The organism is Cyanobium sp. CH-040, from assembly GCF_024346135.1.
In the GTDB taxonomy this organism is placed as follows: domain Bacteria; phylum Cyanobacteriota; class Cyanobacteriia; order PCC-6307; family Cyanobiaceae; genus NIES-981.
The window spans coordinates 119351-138013 of sequence record NZ_JAGQCJ010000008.1 but is presented as its reverse complement, the minus strand read 5'-3'; the positions used below and the strand labels follow the sequence as shown (position 1 = coordinate 138013).

At 69.9% G+C, this 18663-nt stretch carries 19 protein-coding genes; 10 read left to right on the top strand and 9 right to left on the bottom strand.

Features of this window, described 5'->3' with window-relative positions:
• Positions 1 to 11: 11 nt before the first annotated feature.
• Positions 12 to 1646, bottom strand: coding sequence for a chaperonin GroEL (gene groL, locus KBY90_RS09325; RefSeq protein WP_254968310.1), 1635 nt, complete (start codon positions 1644 to 1646; stop codon positions 12 to 14).
• Positions 1647 to 1692: 46 nt separating this feature from the next.
• Positions 1693 to 2004: a co-chaperone GroES gene (gene groES / locus KBY90_RS09320; RefSeq protein WP_254968309.1), complete on the bottom strand. Its 312-nt coding sequence runs from the start codon at positions 2002 to 2004 to the stop codon at positions 1693 to 1695.
• Between the two features lie 309 nt (positions 2005 to 2313).
• On the opposite strand from groES, the gene atpD reads away from it, so the two are divergent.
• Together atpD and atpC are read left to right on the top strand one after the other, a co-directional pair.
• Entirely contained in the window at positions 2314 to 3783 is a 1470-nt protein-coding gene (gene atpD / locus KBY90_RS09315) for a F0F1 ATP synthase subunit beta (RefSeq protein ID WP_254968308.1), read from the top strand.
• A gap of 33 nt (positions 3784 to 3816) precedes the next feature.
• Entirely contained in the window at positions 3817 to 4224 is a 408-nt protein-coding gene (gene atpC / locus KBY90_RS09310) for an ATP synthase F1 subunit epsilon (protein WP_254968307.1), read from the top strand.
• Positions 4225 to 4377: 153 nt separating this feature from the next.
• Here atpC and KBY90_RS09305 read toward each other — a convergent pair whose 3' ends face one another.
• Entirely contained in the window at positions 4378 to 4866 is a 489-nt protein-coding gene (locus tag KBY90_RS09305) for a 30S ribosomal protein PSRP-3 (protein ID WP_254968306.1), read from the bottom strand.
• 100 nt (positions 4867 to 4966) lie between these two features.
• Between KBY90_RS09305 and KBY90_RS09300 the strand changes: the two genes are divergently transcribed.
• A complete protein-coding gene (locus KBY90_RS09300) occupies positions 4967 to 5740 on the top strand; it encodes a TIGR01548 family HAD-type hydrolase (protein ID WP_254968317.1) in 774 nt (257 codons plus the stop codon).
• Here KBY90_RS09300 and KBY90_RS09295 read toward each other — a convergent pair.
• On the bottom strand, positions 5712 to 7031 hold the full coding sequence (locus tag KBY90_RS09295) for an aminopeptidase P N-terminal domain-containing protein (RefSeq protein ID WP_254968305.1): 1320 nt from the start codon (positions 7029 to 7031) through the stop codon (positions 5712 to 5714). The two genes, KBY90_RS09300 and KBY90_RS09295, sit on opposite strands and share 29 nt — an antisense overlap.
• Before the next feature lie 100 nt (positions 7032 to 7131).
• Between KBY90_RS09295 and KBY90_RS09290 the strand changes: the two genes are divergently transcribed.
• The 7 genes from KBY90_RS09290 to KBY90_RS09260 all read left to right on the top strand — a co-directional run bounded on the left by KBY90_RS09290 (position 7132) and on the right by KBY90_RS09260 (position 14866).
• A complete protein-coding gene (locus KBY90_RS09290; protein ID WP_254968304.1) occupies positions 7132 to 8145 on the top strand; it encodes a CNNM domain-containing protein in 1014 nt (337 codons plus the stop codon).
• Positions 8145 to 9485, top strand: coding sequence for a DUF697 domain-containing protein (locus tag KBY90_RS09285; protein WP_254968303.1), 1341 nt, complete (start codon positions 8145 to 8147; stop codon positions 9483 to 9485). The genes KBY90_RS09290 and KBY90_RS09285 overlap by 1 nt, the downstream gene beginning before the upstream one ends.
• On the top strand, positions 9482 to 10063 hold the full coding sequence (locus tag KBY90_RS09280) for a nicotinate-nucleotide adenylyltransferase (RefSeq protein ID WP_254968302.1): 582 nt from the start codon (positions 9482 to 9484) through the stop codon (positions 10061 to 10063). Before KBY90_RS09285 ends, KBY90_RS09280 begins: the two co-directional genes overlap by 4 nt.
• Positions 10064 to 10067: 4 nt before the next feature.
• Positions 10068 to 11783: an NAD+ synthase gene (locus tag KBY90_RS09275; RefSeq protein ID WP_254968301.1), complete on the top strand. Its 1716-nt coding sequence runs from the start codon at positions 10068 to 10070 to the stop codon at positions 11781 to 11783.
• A gap of 60 nt (positions 11784 to 11843) precedes the next feature.
• Positions 11844 to 12956 carry an alanine dehydrogenase gene (gene ald, locus KBY90_RS09270; RefSeq protein ID WP_396122559.1) on the top strand — a complete coding sequence of 371 codons (1113 nt, stop codon included), beginning with the start codon at positions 11844 to 11846 and terminating at the stop codon, positions 12954 to 12956.
• 12 nt (positions 12957 to 12968) lie between these two features.
• A complete protein-coding gene (locus KBY90_RS09265; RefSeq protein WP_254968299.1) occupies positions 12969 to 13418 on the top strand; it encodes a 23S rRNA (pseudouridine(1915)-N(3))-methyltransferase RlmH in 450 nt (149 codons plus the stop codon).
• Between the two features lie 89 nt (positions 13419 to 13507).
• Complete coding sequence (locus KBY90_RS09260; protein ID WP_254968298.1) at positions 13508 to 14866, top strand: cation:proton antiporter; 1359 nt, start codon at positions 13508 to 13510, stop codon at positions 14864 to 14866.
• A gap of 25 nt (positions 14867 to 14891) precedes the next feature.
• Here the strand turns inward: KBY90_RS09260 and KBY90_RS09255 are convergent, their stop codons facing one another.
• The 5 genes from KBY90_RS09255 to KBY90_RS09235 form a co-directional block, all read right to left on the bottom strand.
• Entirely contained in the window at positions 14892 to 16022 is a 1131-nt protein-coding gene (locus KBY90_RS09255) for a DUF3326 domain-containing protein (protein WP_254968296.1), read from the bottom strand.
• Positions 16019 to 16213 carry a hypothetical protein gene (locus KBY90_RS09250; RefSeq protein WP_254968295.1) on the bottom strand — a complete coding sequence of 65 codons (195 nt, stop codon included), beginning with the start codon at positions 16211 to 16213 and terminating at the stop codon, positions 16019 to 16021. Before KBY90_RS09250 ends, KBY90_RS09255 begins: the two co-directional genes overlap by 4 nt.
• A complete protein-coding gene (locus tag KBY90_RS09245) occupies positions 16210 to 16533 on the bottom strand; it encodes a 2Fe-2S iron-sulfur cluster-binding protein (protein WP_254968294.1) in 324 nt (107 codons plus the stop codon). The genes KBY90_RS09250 and KBY90_RS09245 overlap by 4 nt, the downstream gene beginning before the upstream one ends.
• 38 nt (positions 16534 to 16571) lie before the next feature.
• A complete protein-coding gene (locus tag KBY90_RS09240) occupies positions 16572 to 17318 on the bottom strand; it encodes a putative 2OG-Fe(II) oxygenase (protein WP_254968293.1) in 747 nt (248 codons plus the stop codon).
• 391 nt (positions 17319 to 17709) lie between these two features.
• A complete protein-coding gene (locus KBY90_RS09235; RefSeq protein ID WP_254968292.1) occupies positions 17710 to 18663 on the bottom strand; it encodes a F0F1 ATP synthase subunit gamma in 954 nt (317 codons plus the stop codon).

Genomic DNA, 18663 nt, shown 5'->3' with positions numbered 1-18663 from the left:
CTCGGCAACGATCAGTAGTCGAAGTAGCCGCCAATGCCGCCGCCGCCGGCGGGAGCCGCTTCCTTATTATCGGGCAGGTCGGCCACGATGCACTCGGTGGTGAGCACCATGCCGGCGATCGAGGCGGCGTTCTGCAGACCGGAACGGGTCACCTTGGCGGGATCGACGATGCCGGCGGCCAGCATGTCGACGTACTCGCCGGTGGCGGCGTTGTAGCCCTCGTTGAAGGACTTGTTCTTGACGTGTTCGGCCACAACCGAGCCGTTGACGCCAGCGTTCTCGGCGATGCGCTTGAGCGGGGCGGTGAGGGCGGAGGCCACGATGGTGGCACCGATCAGCTCCTCGCCGGAGAGGTTGGCAGCCGCCCACTCCTCGAGGGCCGGAGCCAGGTGGGCCAGGGTGGTGCCGCCGCCGGGCACGATGCCCTCTTCAACAGCCGCCTTGGTGGCATTGATGGCGTCCTCCAGGCGCAGCTTCTTGTCCTTCATCTCGGTCTCGGTGGCGGCGCCCACCTTGACCACGGCCACACCACCGCTCAGCTTGGCCAGACGCTCCTGCAGCTTCTCCTTGTCATAGGAGGAGTCAGTTTCGTCCATCTGCTTGCGGATCTGCTCGCAGCGGGCCTTCACAGCAGCCTCGTTGCCCTCGGCCACGATGGTGGTCGTGTCCTTGGTGATCGTGATGCGGCGGGCGGTGCCCAGCATCTCGATCTTGGCGTTCTCGAGCTTCAGCCCGGCGTCCTCGGTGATCAGCTGACCGTTGGTGAGAACGGCGATGTCCTCGAGCATGGCCTTGCGGCGATCACCGAAGCCGGGAGCCTTCACAGCCGCCACGTTGAGCACACCGCGCAGACGGTTCACCACCAGGGTGGCGAGGGCTTCCTTCTCGATGTCCTCGGCGATGATCAGCAGGGGCTTGCCGGTGCGGGCGATCTGCTCGAGCACGGGCACAAGATCCTGCACCAGGCCGATCTTCTTGTCGGTGAGCAGGATGTAGGGATCGTCAAGCACCGCCTCCATGCGCTCGGTGTCGGTGGCGAAGTAGGGCGAGATGTAGCCCTTGTCGAAGCGCATGCCCTCGGTGACCTCCAGCTCGGTGGTCATCGACTTGCCTTCCTCGAGGGAGATCACACCCTCCTTGCCGACCTTGTCCATGGCGTCGGCGATCATGCGACCCACCTCTTCGTCGTTGCCGGCGGAGATGGTGCCCACCTGGGCGATGGCATTGCTGTCGCTGATCGGGGTGGCGTGCTCCTCGATCTTCTTGACCAGGAAGTCGGCAGCCTTGTCGATGCCCTTCTTGAGGGTGATGGCGTTGGCACCGGCAGCCACGTTGCGCAGGCCGGCCTTCACCATGGCGTGGGCCAGGACGGTGGCGGTGGTGGTGCCGTCACCGGCGGCGTCGTTGGTCTTGGAGGCCGCCTGACGGATCAGGGCGACACCGGTGTTCTCGATGTGGTCCTCAAGCTCGATCTCCTTGGCGATGGTGACGCCATCGTTGATGATCTGAGGAGCACCGAACTTCTTCTCGAGCACCACGTTGCGGCCCTTGGGTCCAAGGGTCACGGCAACCGACTCGGCGAGGATGTCAATGCCTTTTTCGAGGGCGCGGCGGGCCTGCTCGTTGTAAATGATGCGCTTGGCCATGGAAGGCAGTGATTAAGAGAGTAAACGTTGAGGATGTGAACTGCGATCAGTTGACGACAGCCAGGATGTCCTTCTCGGACAGCAGCACATACTCATCAGCACCGAGCTTGATATCGGTGCCGGCGTACTTGCTGTAGAGAACCTTGTCGCCCACGCTCACCTCGGGAGCCTGGCGAGTGCCGTCTTCGTTGCGCTTGCCGGGGCCCACCTGCACCACCTCGCCCACCTGGGGCTTCTCCTTGGCGGTGTCGGGCAGCAGGATGCCGCCGGCAGTCTTCTCTTCGGACTCGGAGACCTTGATGAAAATGCGATCTCCAAGGGGTTTGACAGTGGAAACGCTGAGGGAAACAGCAGCCATGGATCAATGCGACAGCAACGGCATGGCGTCACGGACGCCACTGCGGGGATGAGAGCACCTCCAGGGGCCCGAGGCCGGCAAGGGCCCGAGGCCGGAGAGCTGGCACTCATCCACCACGAGTGCCAACCTATGCCGCCGCTCCCGGGCCGCACCAGCGCATGGCTGTGCGGGTGACCGAACCACGGTGGGCCGAACCACCCGGCCAGGGAGGGCGAAGGGGCACGGTGGTAAGGTTGCGCCGCTCATCAGGGTCGAGAGAGCGTCCTGTCGCCATCTCCCCGCTCGGCACCCACCACCTTTCCTTGATCTATGGCTGCGACTGCCACCGGCACCACCACGGGCACCAAAGGCATCATCCGGCAGGTGATCGGGCCGGTGCTCGACGTTGAGTTCCCCGCCGGCAAGCTGCCCAGGATTTATAACGCCCTCCGCATCAAGGGTAAAAATCCCGCCGGCCAGGACGTCGCCCTGACCGCCGAGGTCCAGCAGCTGCTCGGAGACCACCGCGTGCGGGCCGTGGCCATGAGCAGCACCGATGGCCTGGTGCGCGGCATGGAAGCCGTCGACACGGGGGCGCCGATCTCCGTGCCCGTGGGAGAAGCCACCCTGGGCCGGATCTTCAACGTGCTTGGTGAGCCGGTGGACGAGCAGGGTCCGGTGAACACCACCCTCACCGCACCGATCCACCGTGAAGCCCCCAAGCTCACCGAGCTGGAGACCAAGCCCAAGGTGTTCGAGACCGGCATCAAGGTGATCGACCTGCTCGCTCCCTACCGGCAGGGCGGCAAGGTCGGCCTGTTCGGCGGCGCCGGCGTGGGCAAGACCGTGCTGATCCAGGAGCTGATCAACAACATCGCCAAGGAGCACGGCGGTGTCTCCGTGTTCGGTGGCGTGGGTGAGCGCACCCGCGAGGGCAACGATCTCTACGAGGAGTTCAAGGACTCCGGCGTGATCAACGCCGACGATCTCTCCAAGTCGAAGGTGGCGCTCTGCTACGGCCAGATGAATGAGCCCCCCGGCGCCCGCATGCGCGTGGGCCTCTCGGCTCTGACCATGGCGGAGCACTTCCGCGACGTGAACAAGCAGGACGTGCTGCTGTTCATCGACAACATCTTCCGCTTCGTGCAGGCCGGCTCCGAGGTGAGTGCCCTGCTGGGTCGCATGCCTTCGGCCGTGGGCTACCAGCCCACCCTGGGCACCGACGTGGGTGAACTGCAGGAGCGCATCACCTCCACCCTGGAAGGCTCGATCACGTCCATCCAGGCCGTCTACGTTCCTGCCGACGACCTCACCGACCCGGCCCCGGCCACCACCTTCGCCCACCTGGACGCCACCACCGTGCTCAGCCGCGGCCTGGCCTCCAAGGGCATCTACCCGGCTGTGGACCCCCTGGATTCCACCAGCACCATGCTCCAGCCCAACGTGGTGGGCGACGAGCACTACCGCACGGCCCGTGCCGTGCAGAGCACCCTCCAGCGCTACAAGGAGCTGCAGGACATCATTGCCATTCTCGGCCTCGATGAGCTCTCCGAGGACGACCGCCGCACGGTGGACCGGGCCCGCAAGATCGAGAAGTTCCTTTCCCAGCCCTTCTTCGTGGCCGAGGTGTTCACCGGCATGCCCGGCAAGTACGTGAAGCTGGAGGAAACCATCCGCGGCTTCAACATGATCCTCGCCGGCGAGCTGGATGATCTCCCCGAGGCAGCGTTCTATCTGGTGGGCAACATCGACGAGGTGAAGGCCAAAGCCGAGAAGATCCTGGCCGATTCCAAGGCCTGACCCCCCCTGCGGTTGTCCTGAGGAATCCGATCCATGACTCTCACCCTTCGCGTTCTGGCACCCGATCAGAGCGTCTTCGATGGCAGCGCCGACGAGGTGATCCTGCCCTGCACAACCGGTCAGGTGGGTATCCTTCCCGGTCACATCAGCCTGCTCACGGCCCTCGAGACCGGCGTCATGCGTCTGCGTGACCGTGGCGAATGGAAGACCATCGCCCTGCTGGGCGGCTTTGCCGAGGTGGAGGCCGACGAGGTCACGGTGCTCGTCAACGGGGCCGCCCTCGGCACCAGCATCGACGCCGCTGCCGCTGAGCAGGCCTTCGATGCAGCCCGCCAGGCGGCCGACACCTACGACGGTCAGCCCCCCAGCACCGAAAAGATCAAGGCCAATCAGGAACTGGCCAGGGCCAGGGCCTGGCTCCAGGCCAGCAAGGCAGCCTGAACACGATCCCTCCAGATCCTGTTCTCTTCACATCCGCCAGCCATCCCCTCGGGGGATGGCTTTTCTGTAGGGACAGGCATCCGGTGGTGACAAAAAAGCGCCCCTCAGGGCGCTGATCGGACATCCAGGGAGCCCTTCGATGCAGACCACCGATCAGGCGGTGCCACAGAAGGTGACGTCGGGGAAGCGAAGCTTGGCATCGTCGAGCGACTTGCCCTTGCCCTCCTCCTGCCAGTAGTTGATCACTTCGGTCGCCTTGTTGAGGATCTCGACGCGCTCGTTATCGGTGATCCAGCTCTTGCCCTCGAGTTCGGACTTCAGGGTTTCCCAGGCATCCTCCCGGGGCCAGAAGAAGTAGGCGGTCAGCGGACTGGGGCCACCGCCCACGATCTGGTCCACGGCAAGGGCGACATTGTCCGGCAGCCAGAGGATCTTGAGCAGGAAGCGGCCCTCATCCGCCTTGGGCGTGTAGCCCGAAGGAACGCCATCGGCATCGATGGTGGCGCTGGCCAGGGCCGCATTGCCACCACGCATCACCGGACGCTCTTCGACTGCACTCTCCAGGGTGGCGGCTTCGGCGGCGAGAGCCTCGTCGGGCGCCTCGCTCACAGCAGCGCCGGCGGCGCTCTCGGTGGCTGTCATCGTGTCGGCGATCAGGGCGGAAGGGAAGCGTTTTAACCTACCAGCCGCTGTGTCGCCGGCCCTGCCGAACGCTTCAGAGCCAGGCTCCGGACCCCGGGCCATCCTCCTGTTCGACATCGATGGGGTGATCCGCGACGTCGCTGGCAGCTACCGGCGGGCGCTAGCGGAAACGGTGCACCACTACAGCGGCTGGCGACCGGATCCCGCCTGCATCGACGCCCTCAAGGAGGAGGGTCGCTGGAACAACGACTGGGAAGCCAGCCTCGAGCTGCTGCGCCGCCACGGCCTCTCGCCCCTGCCCGATTTCCAGTCCCTGGTGGCGGTGTTCAGCGGCTTCTACTTCGGCGGCGACCCGGCGGGGGATCCGGCGCAGTGGCGCGGGTTCATCGGGGACGAGCCCCTGCTGGTGGACCGCGCCTGCTTTGCCGAACTGGACCGGGCGGGCATCGCCTGGGGGTTCGTGAGCGGGGCCGAACCCCCCTCGGCCCGCTATGTGCTGGAGCGGCGTCTGGGCCTCGTCGATCCACCCCTGGTGGCCATGGGTGACGCGCCCGACAAGCCCGACCCCACCGGACTGCTGCGGCTGGCCGGGATCCTGGGCGGCACGGCCGCTGCGCCACCGGCAACGGTGGCCTACCTGGGCGACACGGTCGCCGATGTGCTCACCGTGCGCAACGCCCGCCGCGCCCGTCCCAGCTGGCGGTTCCTCAGCCTCGCCGTGGCGCCGCCCCATCTGCACGCCAGTGCGCAGGCGCGCAGCAGCTACGAACAGGGCCTGAAGAGGGCCGGAGCCGATGCGGTGCTGCCGGACACCGGCAGCGCGCTGGCCACCCTGGAGCAGCTGCTCAGCGCTGCATCGCGGCCGGAGCCTTGAGCGCCGCGGCGGTGAGCACCTCGTGGCCATGCTCGTTGACGGCCACGTCATCCTCGATGCGGATGCCGATTCCCTTCCACCGCTCCTCGATGGCGGGCTGATCGTCGGGCACCGGCAGGCGGTCACTCACGTAGAGCCCCGGTTCCACCGTCAGCACCATGCCGGGCTCGAGCGTCACCGGGTGCTCGCCAAGGCGGTAGGCCCCCACATCGTGCACGTCGAGGCCGAGCCAGTGGCCGGTGCGGTGCATGTAGAGGTGCCGGTAGGCACCGCGCTCGATGATCCCGTCCACGTCCCCGCGCAGCAGCCCGAGCGCCACCAGACCCTCCACCAGCACCCGCACGGCGGTGTCGTGCACGCCCTCGGCCGTCTCTCCGGGCGCCACGGCAGCCACGGCGGCCTCCTGGGCCGCCAGAACGAGGGCATAGAGCTCCCGCTGCTCGGCGGAGAAGCGGCCGTTCACGGGGAAGGTGCGGGTGATGTCACCGTTGTAGTAGTCCTGCAGCGAGCAACCGGCATCGATGAGCAGCAGATCGCCGTCGCGCAGCGGCGCGTTGTTGGCGGTGTAGTGGAGCACGCAGGCGTTGTCGCCCCCGGCCACGATCGAGCCGTAGGCCGGCCCCCGCGCCCCCTGCTCCAGGAAGTGCTGTTCGATCACCGCCTGCACCTGGCGTTCGTTCAGGCCAGGCCGGGCGACCTCCCGGGCCAGTTCATGGGCTTCCGCCGAGATGCGGCAGGCCTCCCGCATCCGCTCCAGCTCCTCGGGCTGCTTGCGCAGCCGCAGCTCGTGCAGCATCGGGCAGGGAGCCACCAGTCCCAGGGCCGCCGTGCCGCTGCGGGGGGCGCGGTCCAGCTGCCGCGCCCAGGCCGTGAGCACCAGGGGCTCCACCCGGGGATGGCGGCCCACCCGGAAGGCGATGCCCTCGGCGCCGCCGAGGTAGTCGGCCAGGCGTTCGGACAGCTCACTGAGGGGATGGGCGATGTCCGCGCCGAAGTGCTCCACGGCCCCCTCGGTTCCCCAGCGGAACCCGGTCCACACTTCCGCTCCGGGATCCCTGGGCTGCACGAACAGCACGAAGCGTTCGCCGGGGGGGCGGTGGGGCAGCAGCAGGGCCACCGCATCGGCTTCGTCGAAACCGGTGAGATACCAGAAATCGCTGTTCTGGCGGAACGGGTACTCGGTGTCGGCGTGGTGTGTCACCAGTGGACCCGCGGGAATCACCGCCGCCACACTCCCGAGCCGCTGCAGGAAACGCTCGCGGCGCTGGGCATAGATCTGGGTGCTGATCAACGGAACGGGAACCCCTGCCGCAGCGCAACTGGCGGCCAGTCTGGAGCAATCCTCGCCGCGACCGATTTAATGGGTGCATGGCCCAGGGCCCACCCACCCCATGAACGACCTTCTGGTCCTGGCCCTGCTGGTGCTGGTGGTGCTGGCCGGCTCGGCGGTCTGCTCCGGGGTTGAGGCTGCGCTGCTCACCGTGAACCCGGTGCGCATCCACGAACTGGCGCAGCGGCCCCGGCCGGTGAGAGGTGCCCTCCGGCTGGAGCAGTTGCGGCAACGGCTCGGCCGCACCCTGGCCGTGCTCGTGATCGCCAACAACGGCTTCAACATCTTCGGCAGCCTGATGCTCGGTGCCGTCGCCGCCCAGGTGTTTCAGCGGCGGGGCATCGAAGGACTCGCCCTGCCGCTGTTCTCCGTTGGACTCACGGTGCTGGTGATGCTGCTGGGTGAGATCCTGCCCAAGGCCCTGGGCAGCCGTCTGGCACTGCCGGTGGCCCTGGCCAGCGCCCCGCTGCTGCACCTGGTGGGGCTGGTGATGCGACCGCTGGTGCTGCTGCTCGAGCGCCTGCTGCCTGCGATCAGCGCCGAGAACGAGCTGAGCACCGACGAGAACGAGATCCGCCTGCTGGCGCGGCTGGGATCCCAGAAGGGGCAGATCGAGGCCGACGAGGCCGCCATGATCGCCAAGGTGTTCCAGCTCAACGACCTCACCGCCCGGGATCTGATGACCCCGCGGGTGGCCGCGCCCACCCTGGCCGCCGCCGAGCGGCTGGAGACCGCCCGGTCCCAGCTCCTGGCCAACCACGCCCCCTGGTGGGTGGTACTGGGCGAGGAGGTCGACGAGGTGATCGGCGTGGCCAGTCGGGAGCGACTGCTCACGGCGCTGCTCCAGGGCCAGGGCGCCCAGACTCCCGCGGACCTGAGCGAACCGGTGGAGTATGTGCCAGAGATGATCCGCGCCGACCGGCTGCTCACCGGTTTCCGGCGCAACAGCGGTGGCGTGCGCGTGGTGGTGGACGAGTTCGGCGGCTTCGTGGGGGTGATCGGCGCCGAAGCGGTGCTGGGTGTGCTGGCCGGCTGGTGGCGGCGGCCCCAGAGCGTCGATCAGGAGGCCGGCTGATGGATGGCAGCGCCCCCCCGGCGGCCGAGCGCTGCCGACTGCTGCTGCGCCAGTGGCGCCGGGAGCTTGCGCTCAGCGGCCGTGAGCGCAGTCTGCTGGCGGGGTCCCTGGCTGTGCTGGACCGGCAGCTGGACCGGCTGGAGCGGCGACACCTGCGGGTGGCGGTGTTCGGCCGGGTGGGCGTGGGCAAGTCCAGCCTGCTCAATGCCCTGCTGGGGGAGCCGGCCTTCGCCACCGACGTGGCCCATGGCTGCACACGCCGCCAGCAGACGGCCGGCTGGCTCCAGAACCTGGGCAGCCTGGAGCGGGTCGAGCTGGTGGACACGCCGGGAATCGATGAGATCGCCGCAGCCGGACGGGAACGCCTGGCCGCGCGGGTGGCCCGTGGAGCCGATCTGGTGCTGATGGTGCTGGATGGCGACCTCACCCGGGTCGATGAGGACGCCATCGCGGCACTGCTGAGCAGCGGCAAGCCGCTGCTGCCGGTGCTCAACCGCAGCGACTGCTGGACGGCCGAGGAATGCCGCCAGCTGCAGGCCAGCATCCGCGGGCGGCTGCGGGCCGTGGGCGCCGAAGGGACCGGGACGCTGCCCCTGCTGGCGGTGGCGGCAGCGCCCCGGCAGGCTCGGCTGCGGGCCGATGGCCGGGTGCGCACCGACCCGGCGGCGCCGCAGATTGAGTCGCTGCGGCGCCACCTGCTGGCGCTGCTCGAGGAGCAGGGGGAGCTGCTGCTCGCCCTCAACAGCCTGCGGGCCGCCGAATCCTTCCAGCGGCAGCTGCACCAGGGCCGCCTGGGGCACGGACGCCAGGCCGCCCAGGGCCTGATCGGCCGCTATGCGGCTCTGAAGGCTGCGGGCCTGGCCGCCAATCCCCTGCTGCTTCTGGATCTGGCCGGGAGCCTGGCCTGCGACGCCGCCCTGGTGGGCCAGCTCTGCCAGCTCTACGGACTGCCGATGGACCCGGCGGCAGCCCGGGACCTGCTCGGCCAGCTGTCCCGCCACAACGCCCTGATCGGCGGTGCCCAGATCGGCATCCAGCTGATGCTGGGCGCCCTGCGGCAGCTGCTGCTGCTGGCCGCGCCGATCAGCGGCGGCCTCAGCCTGGCACCGGCGGCACCAGTGGCCCTGGCCCAGGCCGCCCTGGCGGTGCACACCACGCGCCGCACCGGCCGTCTGGCGGCGCGCGAGCTGCTGCTGCGGGGCGAACGGGGGGGCCAGCCCGGGGCCCTACGGCGGCGGCTGGCCGCCAGCGATCCCCTGGTGCGGCAGTGGCTCGAGGGTCATGGCGCCATGCCGCCGGAGGACCGGCCGGCGGCGGCCCTGCAGGCGCTCCTGCCTTGAGCGCCCCGGCGGCCATCGCCCTGCTGGGCACCAGCGCCGATCCGCCCACCCGGGGCCACCAGGTCCTGCTGGAGGGTCTTCTGGCGCACTTCCCGCGGGTGGCCACCTGGGCCAGCGACAACCCGATGAAGCGCCACGGGGCTCCCCTCGAGCAGCGGGCGGAGCTGCTGGAGGCACTGGTGAGGGCGATCGGCGACCCGCGCCTGGAGCTGGCTCAGGAACTCAGCAGTCCCTGGGCGATCACGACCCTGGAGCGGGCCGCGCAGCGCTGGTCCTGGGCGGAGCTGGTGTTCGTGGTGGGCAGCGATCTGGCCGGCCAGATTCCCCACTGGAAGCAGGCCGCGACGGTGCTGCAGCGTTGCCGGCTGGCGATTGTGCCACGCCGGGGCTGGCCCCTGGGGGACGAACAGCTGGAGGCTCTGCGGGCTCTGGGAGGCCGGGTGGAGGTGCTGCCGCTCGAGGTGCCGGCCTCGGCCAGCACGGAGGCGCGCCGACAGCCGCTGCGGGAGCAGATCCCGGCGGCCGTGTGGCCGCTGCTGCTCCAGCACAATCTCTACGGCCTCCACTCTCCTGTCTGAGCCCATGCGTCTTGCCCTGGCCCAGCTCAACCCGGTGGTGGGGGATCTGGCCGGCAACGGCGAGCGCATCCTCGAGGCCTGCCGCCAGGCCCATGCCCAGGGGGCCCACGTGGTGCTCACCCCGGAGCTCTCCCTCTGGGGCTATCCCCCCCGCGACCTGCTGCTGCTGCCGGCCCGGCGCCAGCAGCAACAGCAGGTGCTGGACCAGCTGGCCGGGCAACTGGCCGAGCACAGCGGTGATCTCGCCCTGCTGGTGGGGATCGCCGCGGCCAGCGGCGACCGGCAGCTGCCCAACCTGCACAACGCCATCGCCCTGGTGCAGGGGGGGCGCTGGCGGGTGGTGGCCCGCAAGCAGCTGCTGCCCAGCTACGACGTCTTCGACGAGCGCCGCTACTTCCGGCCGGCCGCCGCCCCCGCCGTGCTCGATCTCAGCTGCGCCGGCCGGCATCTGCGGCTGGGCCTCACCATCTGCGAGGACCTCTGGGTGGAGGAGGACCTGCTGGGGCAGCGCCTGGCCGGCCCCGATCCGGTGGCCGCCCTTCAGCCGCAAGGGGTGGACCTGCTGGTGAACCACTCCGCCTCCCCCTTCGCGCAGGGCAAGCTGGCCCTGCGCCAGGAGCTGGCCGGCCGGGCGGCGCAACGCCTGAACTGCCCGGTGGTGTACGTGAACCAGGTGGGCGGCAACGATGAGCTGGTGTTCGACGGCGCCAGCTTCGTGGTGGATGCGGGCGGCAGCGTGGTGGCCCGGCTGCCCTGCTGCGAGGAAGCGGTGCAGGTGTGGCAGCCGGCCGGCGGTCGCGCGGCAGTGGAGCCAAGGGCGATGGCGACAGCGATCGAGCCGCCCGACCTGCCGGAGCAGCTCTTCCTGGCCCTGGTGCTGGGCGTGCGCGACTACGCCCGCAAATGCGGCTTCCGCCAGGCCCTGCTGGGCCTCAGCGGCGGCATCGACTCGGCCCTGGTGGCGGTGATCGCCGCAGCGGCCCTGGGTGCCGATCAGGTGCAGGCCCTGCTGATGCCCTCCCCCTGGAGCTCGGCCGGGTCGATCGCCGACGCCGAAGACCTGGCGGCACGCCTCGGCGTGGGCACCCACACCCTGCCGATCCGGCAGCTGATGGACGCGTTCGACTCCGCCCTCACCCCCGCCCTGGGCCAGCGTCCGGACGGCCTGACGGCCGAGAACCTGCAGTCCCGCATCCGCGGCACCCTGCTGATGGCCGTGGCCAACCAGCAGGGACGGCTGCTGCTCTCCACCGGCAACAAATCGGAGCTGGCCGTGGGCTACTGCACCCTCTACGGCGACATGAACGGAGGCCTGGCGGTGATCGGCGACCTCTACAAGACCAGCGTCTTCCGGCTGTGCGCCTGGCTGGACAGCCGCGCCGCCGGGAGCTGCCGCCAGGCACTCGGCCTGCCGGCTGAGGGAGAGCTCATCGGCCACGCCATCCGCAGCAAACCCCCCAGCGCCGAGCTGCGCCCCGACCAGCGCGACAGCGACTCCCTGCCGGACTACGCCGTGCTCGATCCGGTGCTCAAGGCCCTGGTGGAGCGACGCTGCAGCCCTGAACAGCTGGTGAGCGAGGGCACGGATCCCGCGCTGGTGGGGCGGGTGACGGGCCTGCTGAGTCGGGCCGAATTCAAACGCCGGCAGGCGGCACCGGTGCTCAAGGTGAGCGGCCAGGCCTTCGGCAGCGGCTGGCGCATGCCGATCGCCGCCGTCTGAGCCAGGCTTGGGAGCACCCGTTCCGGCTCGATGGCAGCCCCGCCAACCCTCACCGCACCGATGGCCAGCATCGGCGTGCCCACGGAAATCAAGCGTGACGAGCGTCGTGTGGCCCTGAGCCCGGATGGGGTGCAGGAGCTGGTGGGGCAGGGGATCGAGGTGCGGGTGCAGGCCGGCGCGGGCATCGGGGCCGGCATCGACGACGGGGCCTTCGCTGCGGCCGGCGCCCGGCTGGTGAGCCGCGAGGAGGCCTGGGCCGCCCACCTGGTGGTGAAGGTGAAGGAACCCCAGCCGGAGGAGTTCACCTACCTGCGGCCCGACCTGGTGCTGTTCACCTACCTGCATCTGGCGGCCTACCCCGACGTGGGCCGGGCCCTGCTGGAGGCCGGCACCACCGCCGTCGCCTACGAGACCGTGCAGCTCGAGGACGGCAGCCTGCCGCTGCTGGCTCCGATGAGCGAGATCGCCGGTCGGCTGGCGGCCCAGGTGGGGGCGCACCTGCTGGAGCGGCCCCATGGCGGCCGTGGGGTGCTGATCGGGGGCTGCACCGGCGTGCGGCCGGCGCGCGTGGTGGTGCTCGGCGCCGGCACCGTGGGCTGGAACGCGGCCCGGATCGCGGCCGCCATGGACGCGGAGGTGTTCCTCCTGGACCGCTCGCCCCAGCGGCTGCGGGAGCGGGAGGCGGAACGCCGCGGCCGGCTCGTGAGCCTGGTGAGCAGCCGCAGCCTGGTGGAGCGGCTGGTGCCGGCCGCCGACCTGGTGGTGGGTGCGGTGCTCACCCCGGGCGGCCGTGCGCCCACCCTGGTGGACGAGGAACTGGTGCGGCGGATGAAGCCCGGCTCGGTGATCGTGGATGTCGCCATCGACCAGGGCGGCTGCATCGCCACCAGCCGCGAAACCACCCACACCGATCCGGTGCACACGCTGCACGGAGTGCAGCACTACGCCGTGGGCAACATGCCCGGCGCCGTGCCCTTCACCTCCACCGAAGCGCTGGTCAGCGTCACCCTCCCCTACATCATGGTGATGGCGGGGCGAGGGCTGGCCGAGGCCGTCACCGACCGCCCCGAGCTGCTCTCCGGGCTCAACACGGCCGATGGCGCGGTCTGTCACCCCGGCGTCGCCCGCGCCCTGGGCGTGGCCACCCGCCATCCGATGGCCTGCCTGCGCTGAAGGCCTGAGCCCATGCTCAACCCCGCACGCATCCGCATCCTGGCGGTGGGCAAGGTGCGCAAGAGCTGGGTGCGGGAGGGCATCGCGCTCTACCGCAAGCGCCTGCCGGGCCTGACCGTCGTGGAGCTCAGGGACAGCACCCCCGAGCGCGAGGCGGCGGCGATCCGCGCCGAACTGCGGTCCGACGAGCGGCTGGTGGCGCTCACCGAGGAGGGCCAAAGCCTGGATTCCCGCACCCTCGCCGCTCGCCTGGCGGCCCTGCAGGCCAGCGGCGAGGCCAGCCGGCTGGCCTTCGCCATCGGTGGAGCCGATGGCCTCGAGCCCACCCTGCGCAGCGAGGCCTGCTGGCGCCTCAGCCTCTCACCGCTTACCTTTCCCCACGAACTGGCCCGCCTGCTGCTGCTCGAGCAGCTCTACCGGGCCCAGTCCATCCTCCAGGGCGGCCCCTATCACCGGGATTGAGCGGACGCCAATCCCGGCGATTCTGCGATCAGATTTACCCCTACCCTGCCGCCAGTGCAGGCGGACCGGCCGCCGGAAGGATTTCGGCCATGTCCATCGTCTCCACGGTTCTGGCTGTAGCCAGCGACACCGCCAGCAGCCATCAGCTCGAAACCGCGGAAACGCTGATCGCTGCGGCGCGGTTCTTCGTGATCTTCCTCGCCGCCCGCGCCCTGGCCGAGGGGATGGTGCGGCTCCGGCTGCCCACGATCCTGGGCGAGCTGGTGGCCGGCATCCTGATCGGCCTGTCGGGCCTGCACCTGATCCTGCCCCCCGAGACCCAGGCCGAGGTGAGCGGCTGGTTCCTGGGCCTGCTGGGCTCCCTGGCCCATGTGGGCCCCGACGTCGTGCGGGATGTCTACATCGAGACCTTCCCCAACCTGCAGTCCGTCGGCACCATCGGGCTGTTCGCCCTGCTCTTCCTCACAGGCCTGGAATGCGAGCTGGACGAGCTCATGGCGGTGGGCCTCCAGGCCGGTGGGGTGGCGCTCACCGGCGTGCTGCTGCCGCTGACGCTGGGCACCCTCGGGCTGCTCTGGATCTTCCACGTGCCCCTGATCGCCGCCGTCTTCGCCGGCGCCACGATGACGGCCACCAGCATCGGCATCACCGCCAGCGTGTTCGGAGAGCTGAAGGTGCTGCGCAGCCGCGAGGGTCAGATCGTGATCGGTGCCGCCGTGCTCGACGACATCCTCGGCATCGTGCTGCTGGCGGTGGTGGTGTCCCTGGCCGGGAGCGGCAGTGTGGCCCTGCAGCCCATCCTGCGGCTCGTGCTGGCGGCGGTGGCGTTCGTGGCGGTGTCGCTGCTCCTCAGCCGCCGCGCCGCCCCCCTGTTCGACGCTGTCCTGGACAGGCTGCAGGCGCCGGGGGATGTGGTGGTGGCGGCCTTTCTGGTGCTCTGCCTCTCCTGCTTCAGCGCACAGGCCGTGGGTCTCGAAGCCGCCCTGGGGGCCTTCGCGGCGGGATTGATTCTCAGCGGCTCCAGGCATGCCCACGCCATGGAAGAGGCGATCAAGCCCCTGGTGGCCCTGTTCGCCACGGTGTTCTTCGTGGTGATCGGCACCACGATGGATCTCTCGGTGCTCAACCCCCTGGTTCCAGAGAACCGCCAGGGTCTGGTGCTGGCGGTCTTTCTGCTCAGCGTCGCCTCCATCACCAAGCTGGCTGCCGGCTGGACCTACCGCATGGCCGAACCCACCAACCGGCTGGTGGTGGGGCTGGGCATGCTGCCCCGCGGAGAGGTGGGGCTGATCTTCCTCGGTCTCGGTGCCCAGGCCGGCGTGCTGGATCCATCCCTGGAAGCCGGGGTTCTGGTGATGGTGATCGGCACCACGTTCCTGGCACCTGTGCTGCTGCGGCTGGTGCTCAGCCGTCAATCGCTGCCTTCCGCTCCGGCGACGGCAGGCTGATCGAGGCCCCATCTCGGGCGCGGCCTCAACACTCCAGCGAGTCCAGGGGCCGGCGCAATGCCGCCGGGGCAATCCCCTCCCGCAGGGCCAGCAGGAGCCCGGCGGCCTCCGCGTAGCCCGCCGCCGGCAACACGGTGGCGCCGGTCTCGGCCAGGGCCAGGGCGGCGGCGGTCACCTCCAGCACGCAGGGATTGTCGACCGCGATCAGGGGCACACCCCGCTCCACGCAGGCCAGCACCGCCTCGCCGCCGAGGGCTCCAGCCGGCGCCACCACGGCGCCGATCTGCCCACGCCGCAGCAGCGGCCCCTCCACTGGGGCGTTTGTGAGGGGGGGGGTGGTCGACGGGGGCGTGATCCAGCCCAGTGACGGCCTGGCCACCAGATCCGGAGCCCGGCTCAGACCCACCAGCACACAGGGCAGAAACGTGGTGCCCAGCTCCTCCCCGGCGGCGCGCGGGTCGAGGCCGCGCTGCAGCGCCAGCGGCTGCAGGGCCGGGGCATGGGCACAGGGCAGCAGCAGATGGCGGCTGAGCAGGTGGCTGATCACCGCCTCGGCCCCCGCCAGGGCGTCGACACCTGAGCCCTGGCGGTAGGCCGCCAGGGCGCGGCTGCCGGGATCGTCGGGGAAGCGGGCCACCACGGCGATAGCCGTGGCGCCGGCGGCCCTCAGCCGCTCACCGGCGCGCAGCAGGGCATCGGGCCGGCCCAGGCTGCCCCAGCTGGCGCCGCTGGGTCCCCGCTCCAGGCTCACGGCGAGGGGCGCATCGGTGGTCACCACCGGACCGATGTCCAGGCCCAGGGTGGCCCGGCAGCCATCGGCCACCTGGAGGTGGCGCAGGCGCAGGTCGTCCTCGATGCCGGCGTCGAGCAGCAGACCCAGCCGCTGCGAGCGCGCCGGCCGGAGATCGAGGTCGCCGGCTGTGAACCGGTCGAGGGCCCAGCCCTCCACGTAGTGGAGGCGTGGATCGCGCCAGTAGAGCGCCGCGCCGTTGACGACGTTGGGGTGGGTGATCAGACAGCCGCTGGCGGCGGCCAGCAGCCGGGCCGCCGGCAGGGCGTCGCCGGCGAAGCCGCCGGTGGCACAGCCCACACCGGTGGGCACCACCATCACGGTGGCCAGGGCGTCCGCCGACGCCAGCACGGCCAGGGGCGTCATGGCACCGGGCTTGCGGTCAGCATCACCGCCTCGAGACAGAGCTCCTCGCCACGCACCGCGGTGATGGCCCAGCGCAGGGGCTCGCCATGGGCAGCAAGAGCGGCCTGAATCTGGGGCAGCAGGGGCCCGGGCGCACGCCGGAAGCGCAGCACCAGCGGCTGCAGCACCTCAGCCTGCGACGGCCGGCTCACTTCTGGAACTGACCGAACTGGGCTTCGTAGAGGGCATCCTCCATGCCGGCCTGGAGCTTCAGATCGCTGCGGGGATAGGCCACGCAAAGCAGGGCATAGCCCTGCTGCTGCAGTTCCGCCTTCACGCCCATGGCATCGGGCTGGTGCACGGTGCCCTCGCTGAGCAGGGCGGCGCAGGTGGTGCACACCCCGGAGCAGCAGGAACTGGGCAGCGGCACACCGGCCTCCTCTGCCGCGGCAAGGACGGTCTGATCGTCGCGGCAGGGGAACGTGTGCGTGGTGCCGTCGAGGGTGGCGACGACGGTGAAGCTGGCACTCATGGATGGCTGTGGATCGAGGCGAAGCCGCAGCGGCCGCTTCAGGCCGGCTGCACCCCATCTTCCGTGATCGTCTGCCAGTGGCCGGGATGGGGGGCGAGATACTCCGGTGGCGCCTGCCCCTCCGGGCAGGGCGGCGCCGTGAGCACGAAGTCGATGCTCAGCGAGCAGCGCAGGTCATCGGGGTCCTCGTTGGGCAGCACGGCATGGTCGAGGCAGGAGGGAAACAGCAGCAGCAGCCCGGCCCGGGGGGCCACATCGAGCCAGGGCAGGCTCCAGGCCGTGGGCGTCAAGGGCCCGCCATGCCCAACGCCGAGGCCCGGAACCAGTTCGTTGACCTGGCGGGACGGCCACAGGCGCAGGCAGCCCGAGCGACCGCTGCCATCGCCGTTGAGGTAGTAGACGGCGGAGAGGTGCGCATTGGGGTGATGGTGCCGTCCCACCACCTGTCCGGGTTCACTGAGCACCGGCCAGCAGCGCTGCAGGTGCAGCGCCACACGGCGCCGATCGAAGCCGAGCTGCTCGAGATAACGGCAGGCGTGGCCGCTGAGCGTGGCGATCAGGGGCGCGAAGGTGGGATGGCGGTGCAGCTGCCAGACGCCGTTGAGATCCCCGGTCCAGGCGCAGCCCGGCTCGGGGTTGCCGTCGGCGTCGCCGCGCAGGACATGCAGGGCCTGCAGCTGCTCGGCCAGCTCCAGCGGATCGGGCCGCAGCTGCACCTGCCCCAGGGCCACCGGGAACAGGGGCTGGATCTGCAGCGCTGCCGGCACGCGAAGGGTCAGGGGCATGGGGTGGGGCCTGGCGGGGCGACGGGCTCCAGCTTCCCAGCGCGGGCACCCGCCGCTGATGCTTCGCTCGGTCGCTGGAGCATCCAGGAGACGAGGTTGGGCAGGGACAGGTGCTGCAAGCAGCAGTGCCGGGTTCCTGCCTGCAGAACGGCACTGCGTTGTGAGCTTCACCCGGAAATTCTCCAGGACAGTTCAATCCGCGCTGACTGCTTCCCGTCGTGATTGCCCTGTGGGTACCGTCAGCCCCACGAAGCACAAGCCACTGACCACAAGCCCTTGCCAGCACGAATCCCCGGGCTTTTAGGAGGCGGTATCGCACGCACAGGGTGCGTTGACCGCCGAGAAAAGTCCGGGGATTCAGGTTGCCCTGGGAGGGGCGTGAGCCGGAGGCTCAGGTCATCGCCGAGGCTCCGCCCACCACCTCCAGGATCTCCTGGGTGATGGCCGCCTGACGGGCCTTGTTGTAGTCGAGGGTGAGGGTCTTGGCCAAGGCCTTGGCGTTGTCGCTGGCATTGTTCATGGCCGTCATCCGACTGGCCAGCTCCGATGCGGCGGCCTCCTGGAGGGAGCGCAGGAGCTGGTTCTGGACATAGAGCGGCAGCAGGGCATCCAGCAGCTGCTCGGGGCTCTGCTCGAAGACGATGTCCGAGGGGAGATTGGGCTCCGGATTCGGCTGCGTTCCCGGCTCCACCACGAGACGGCCTTCTCGGGTGGTGAGCCGGAAGATCTCATCCTCCGGCGTCGCGATGCCTTGGGGATCCAGGGGGAGCAGCGTCTGGATCACCGGCTGGGAGCTCACCAGATTGATGAACTTGGTGTAGATGATCTCGACCCGATCACAGGATCCGGACAGAAACTCGGCCAGGATCTCGTTGGCGATGCCGCGGGCCTCTTCGGCATTCGGCACCTGTTCAAGCCCCGTGAAGGTGGCTCGCACCGTATAGGTATCGGCACGGTTCTGGAAATAGGTGATCGCCTTGCGGCCGATCAGCACCAGATCCACCTTGTAGCCCTGGCCGGTGAGTTCGGCGTGACGCTGCTCGGTGCGCTTGATGATGTTGGCGTTGTAGCCCCCGCAGAGGCCACGGTCACCGGTCACCGCCAGCAGCGTGATGCACTGCACGGGGCGATCGGTGAGCAGCGGCACGTCCAGGTCAGTGAAGCCGATGCGGGACTGGAGGTTCTCCAGCACACGGGCCAGACGGTCGGCGAAGGGGCGGCTGCGCAGCACCTGTTCCTGGGCACGGCGCACCTTGGCGGCCGCCACGAGGCGCATGGCCTCGGTGATCTTGCGCGTGTTCTTGACCGAACTGATGCGGTCGCGGATTTCCTTGAGGTTCGCCAT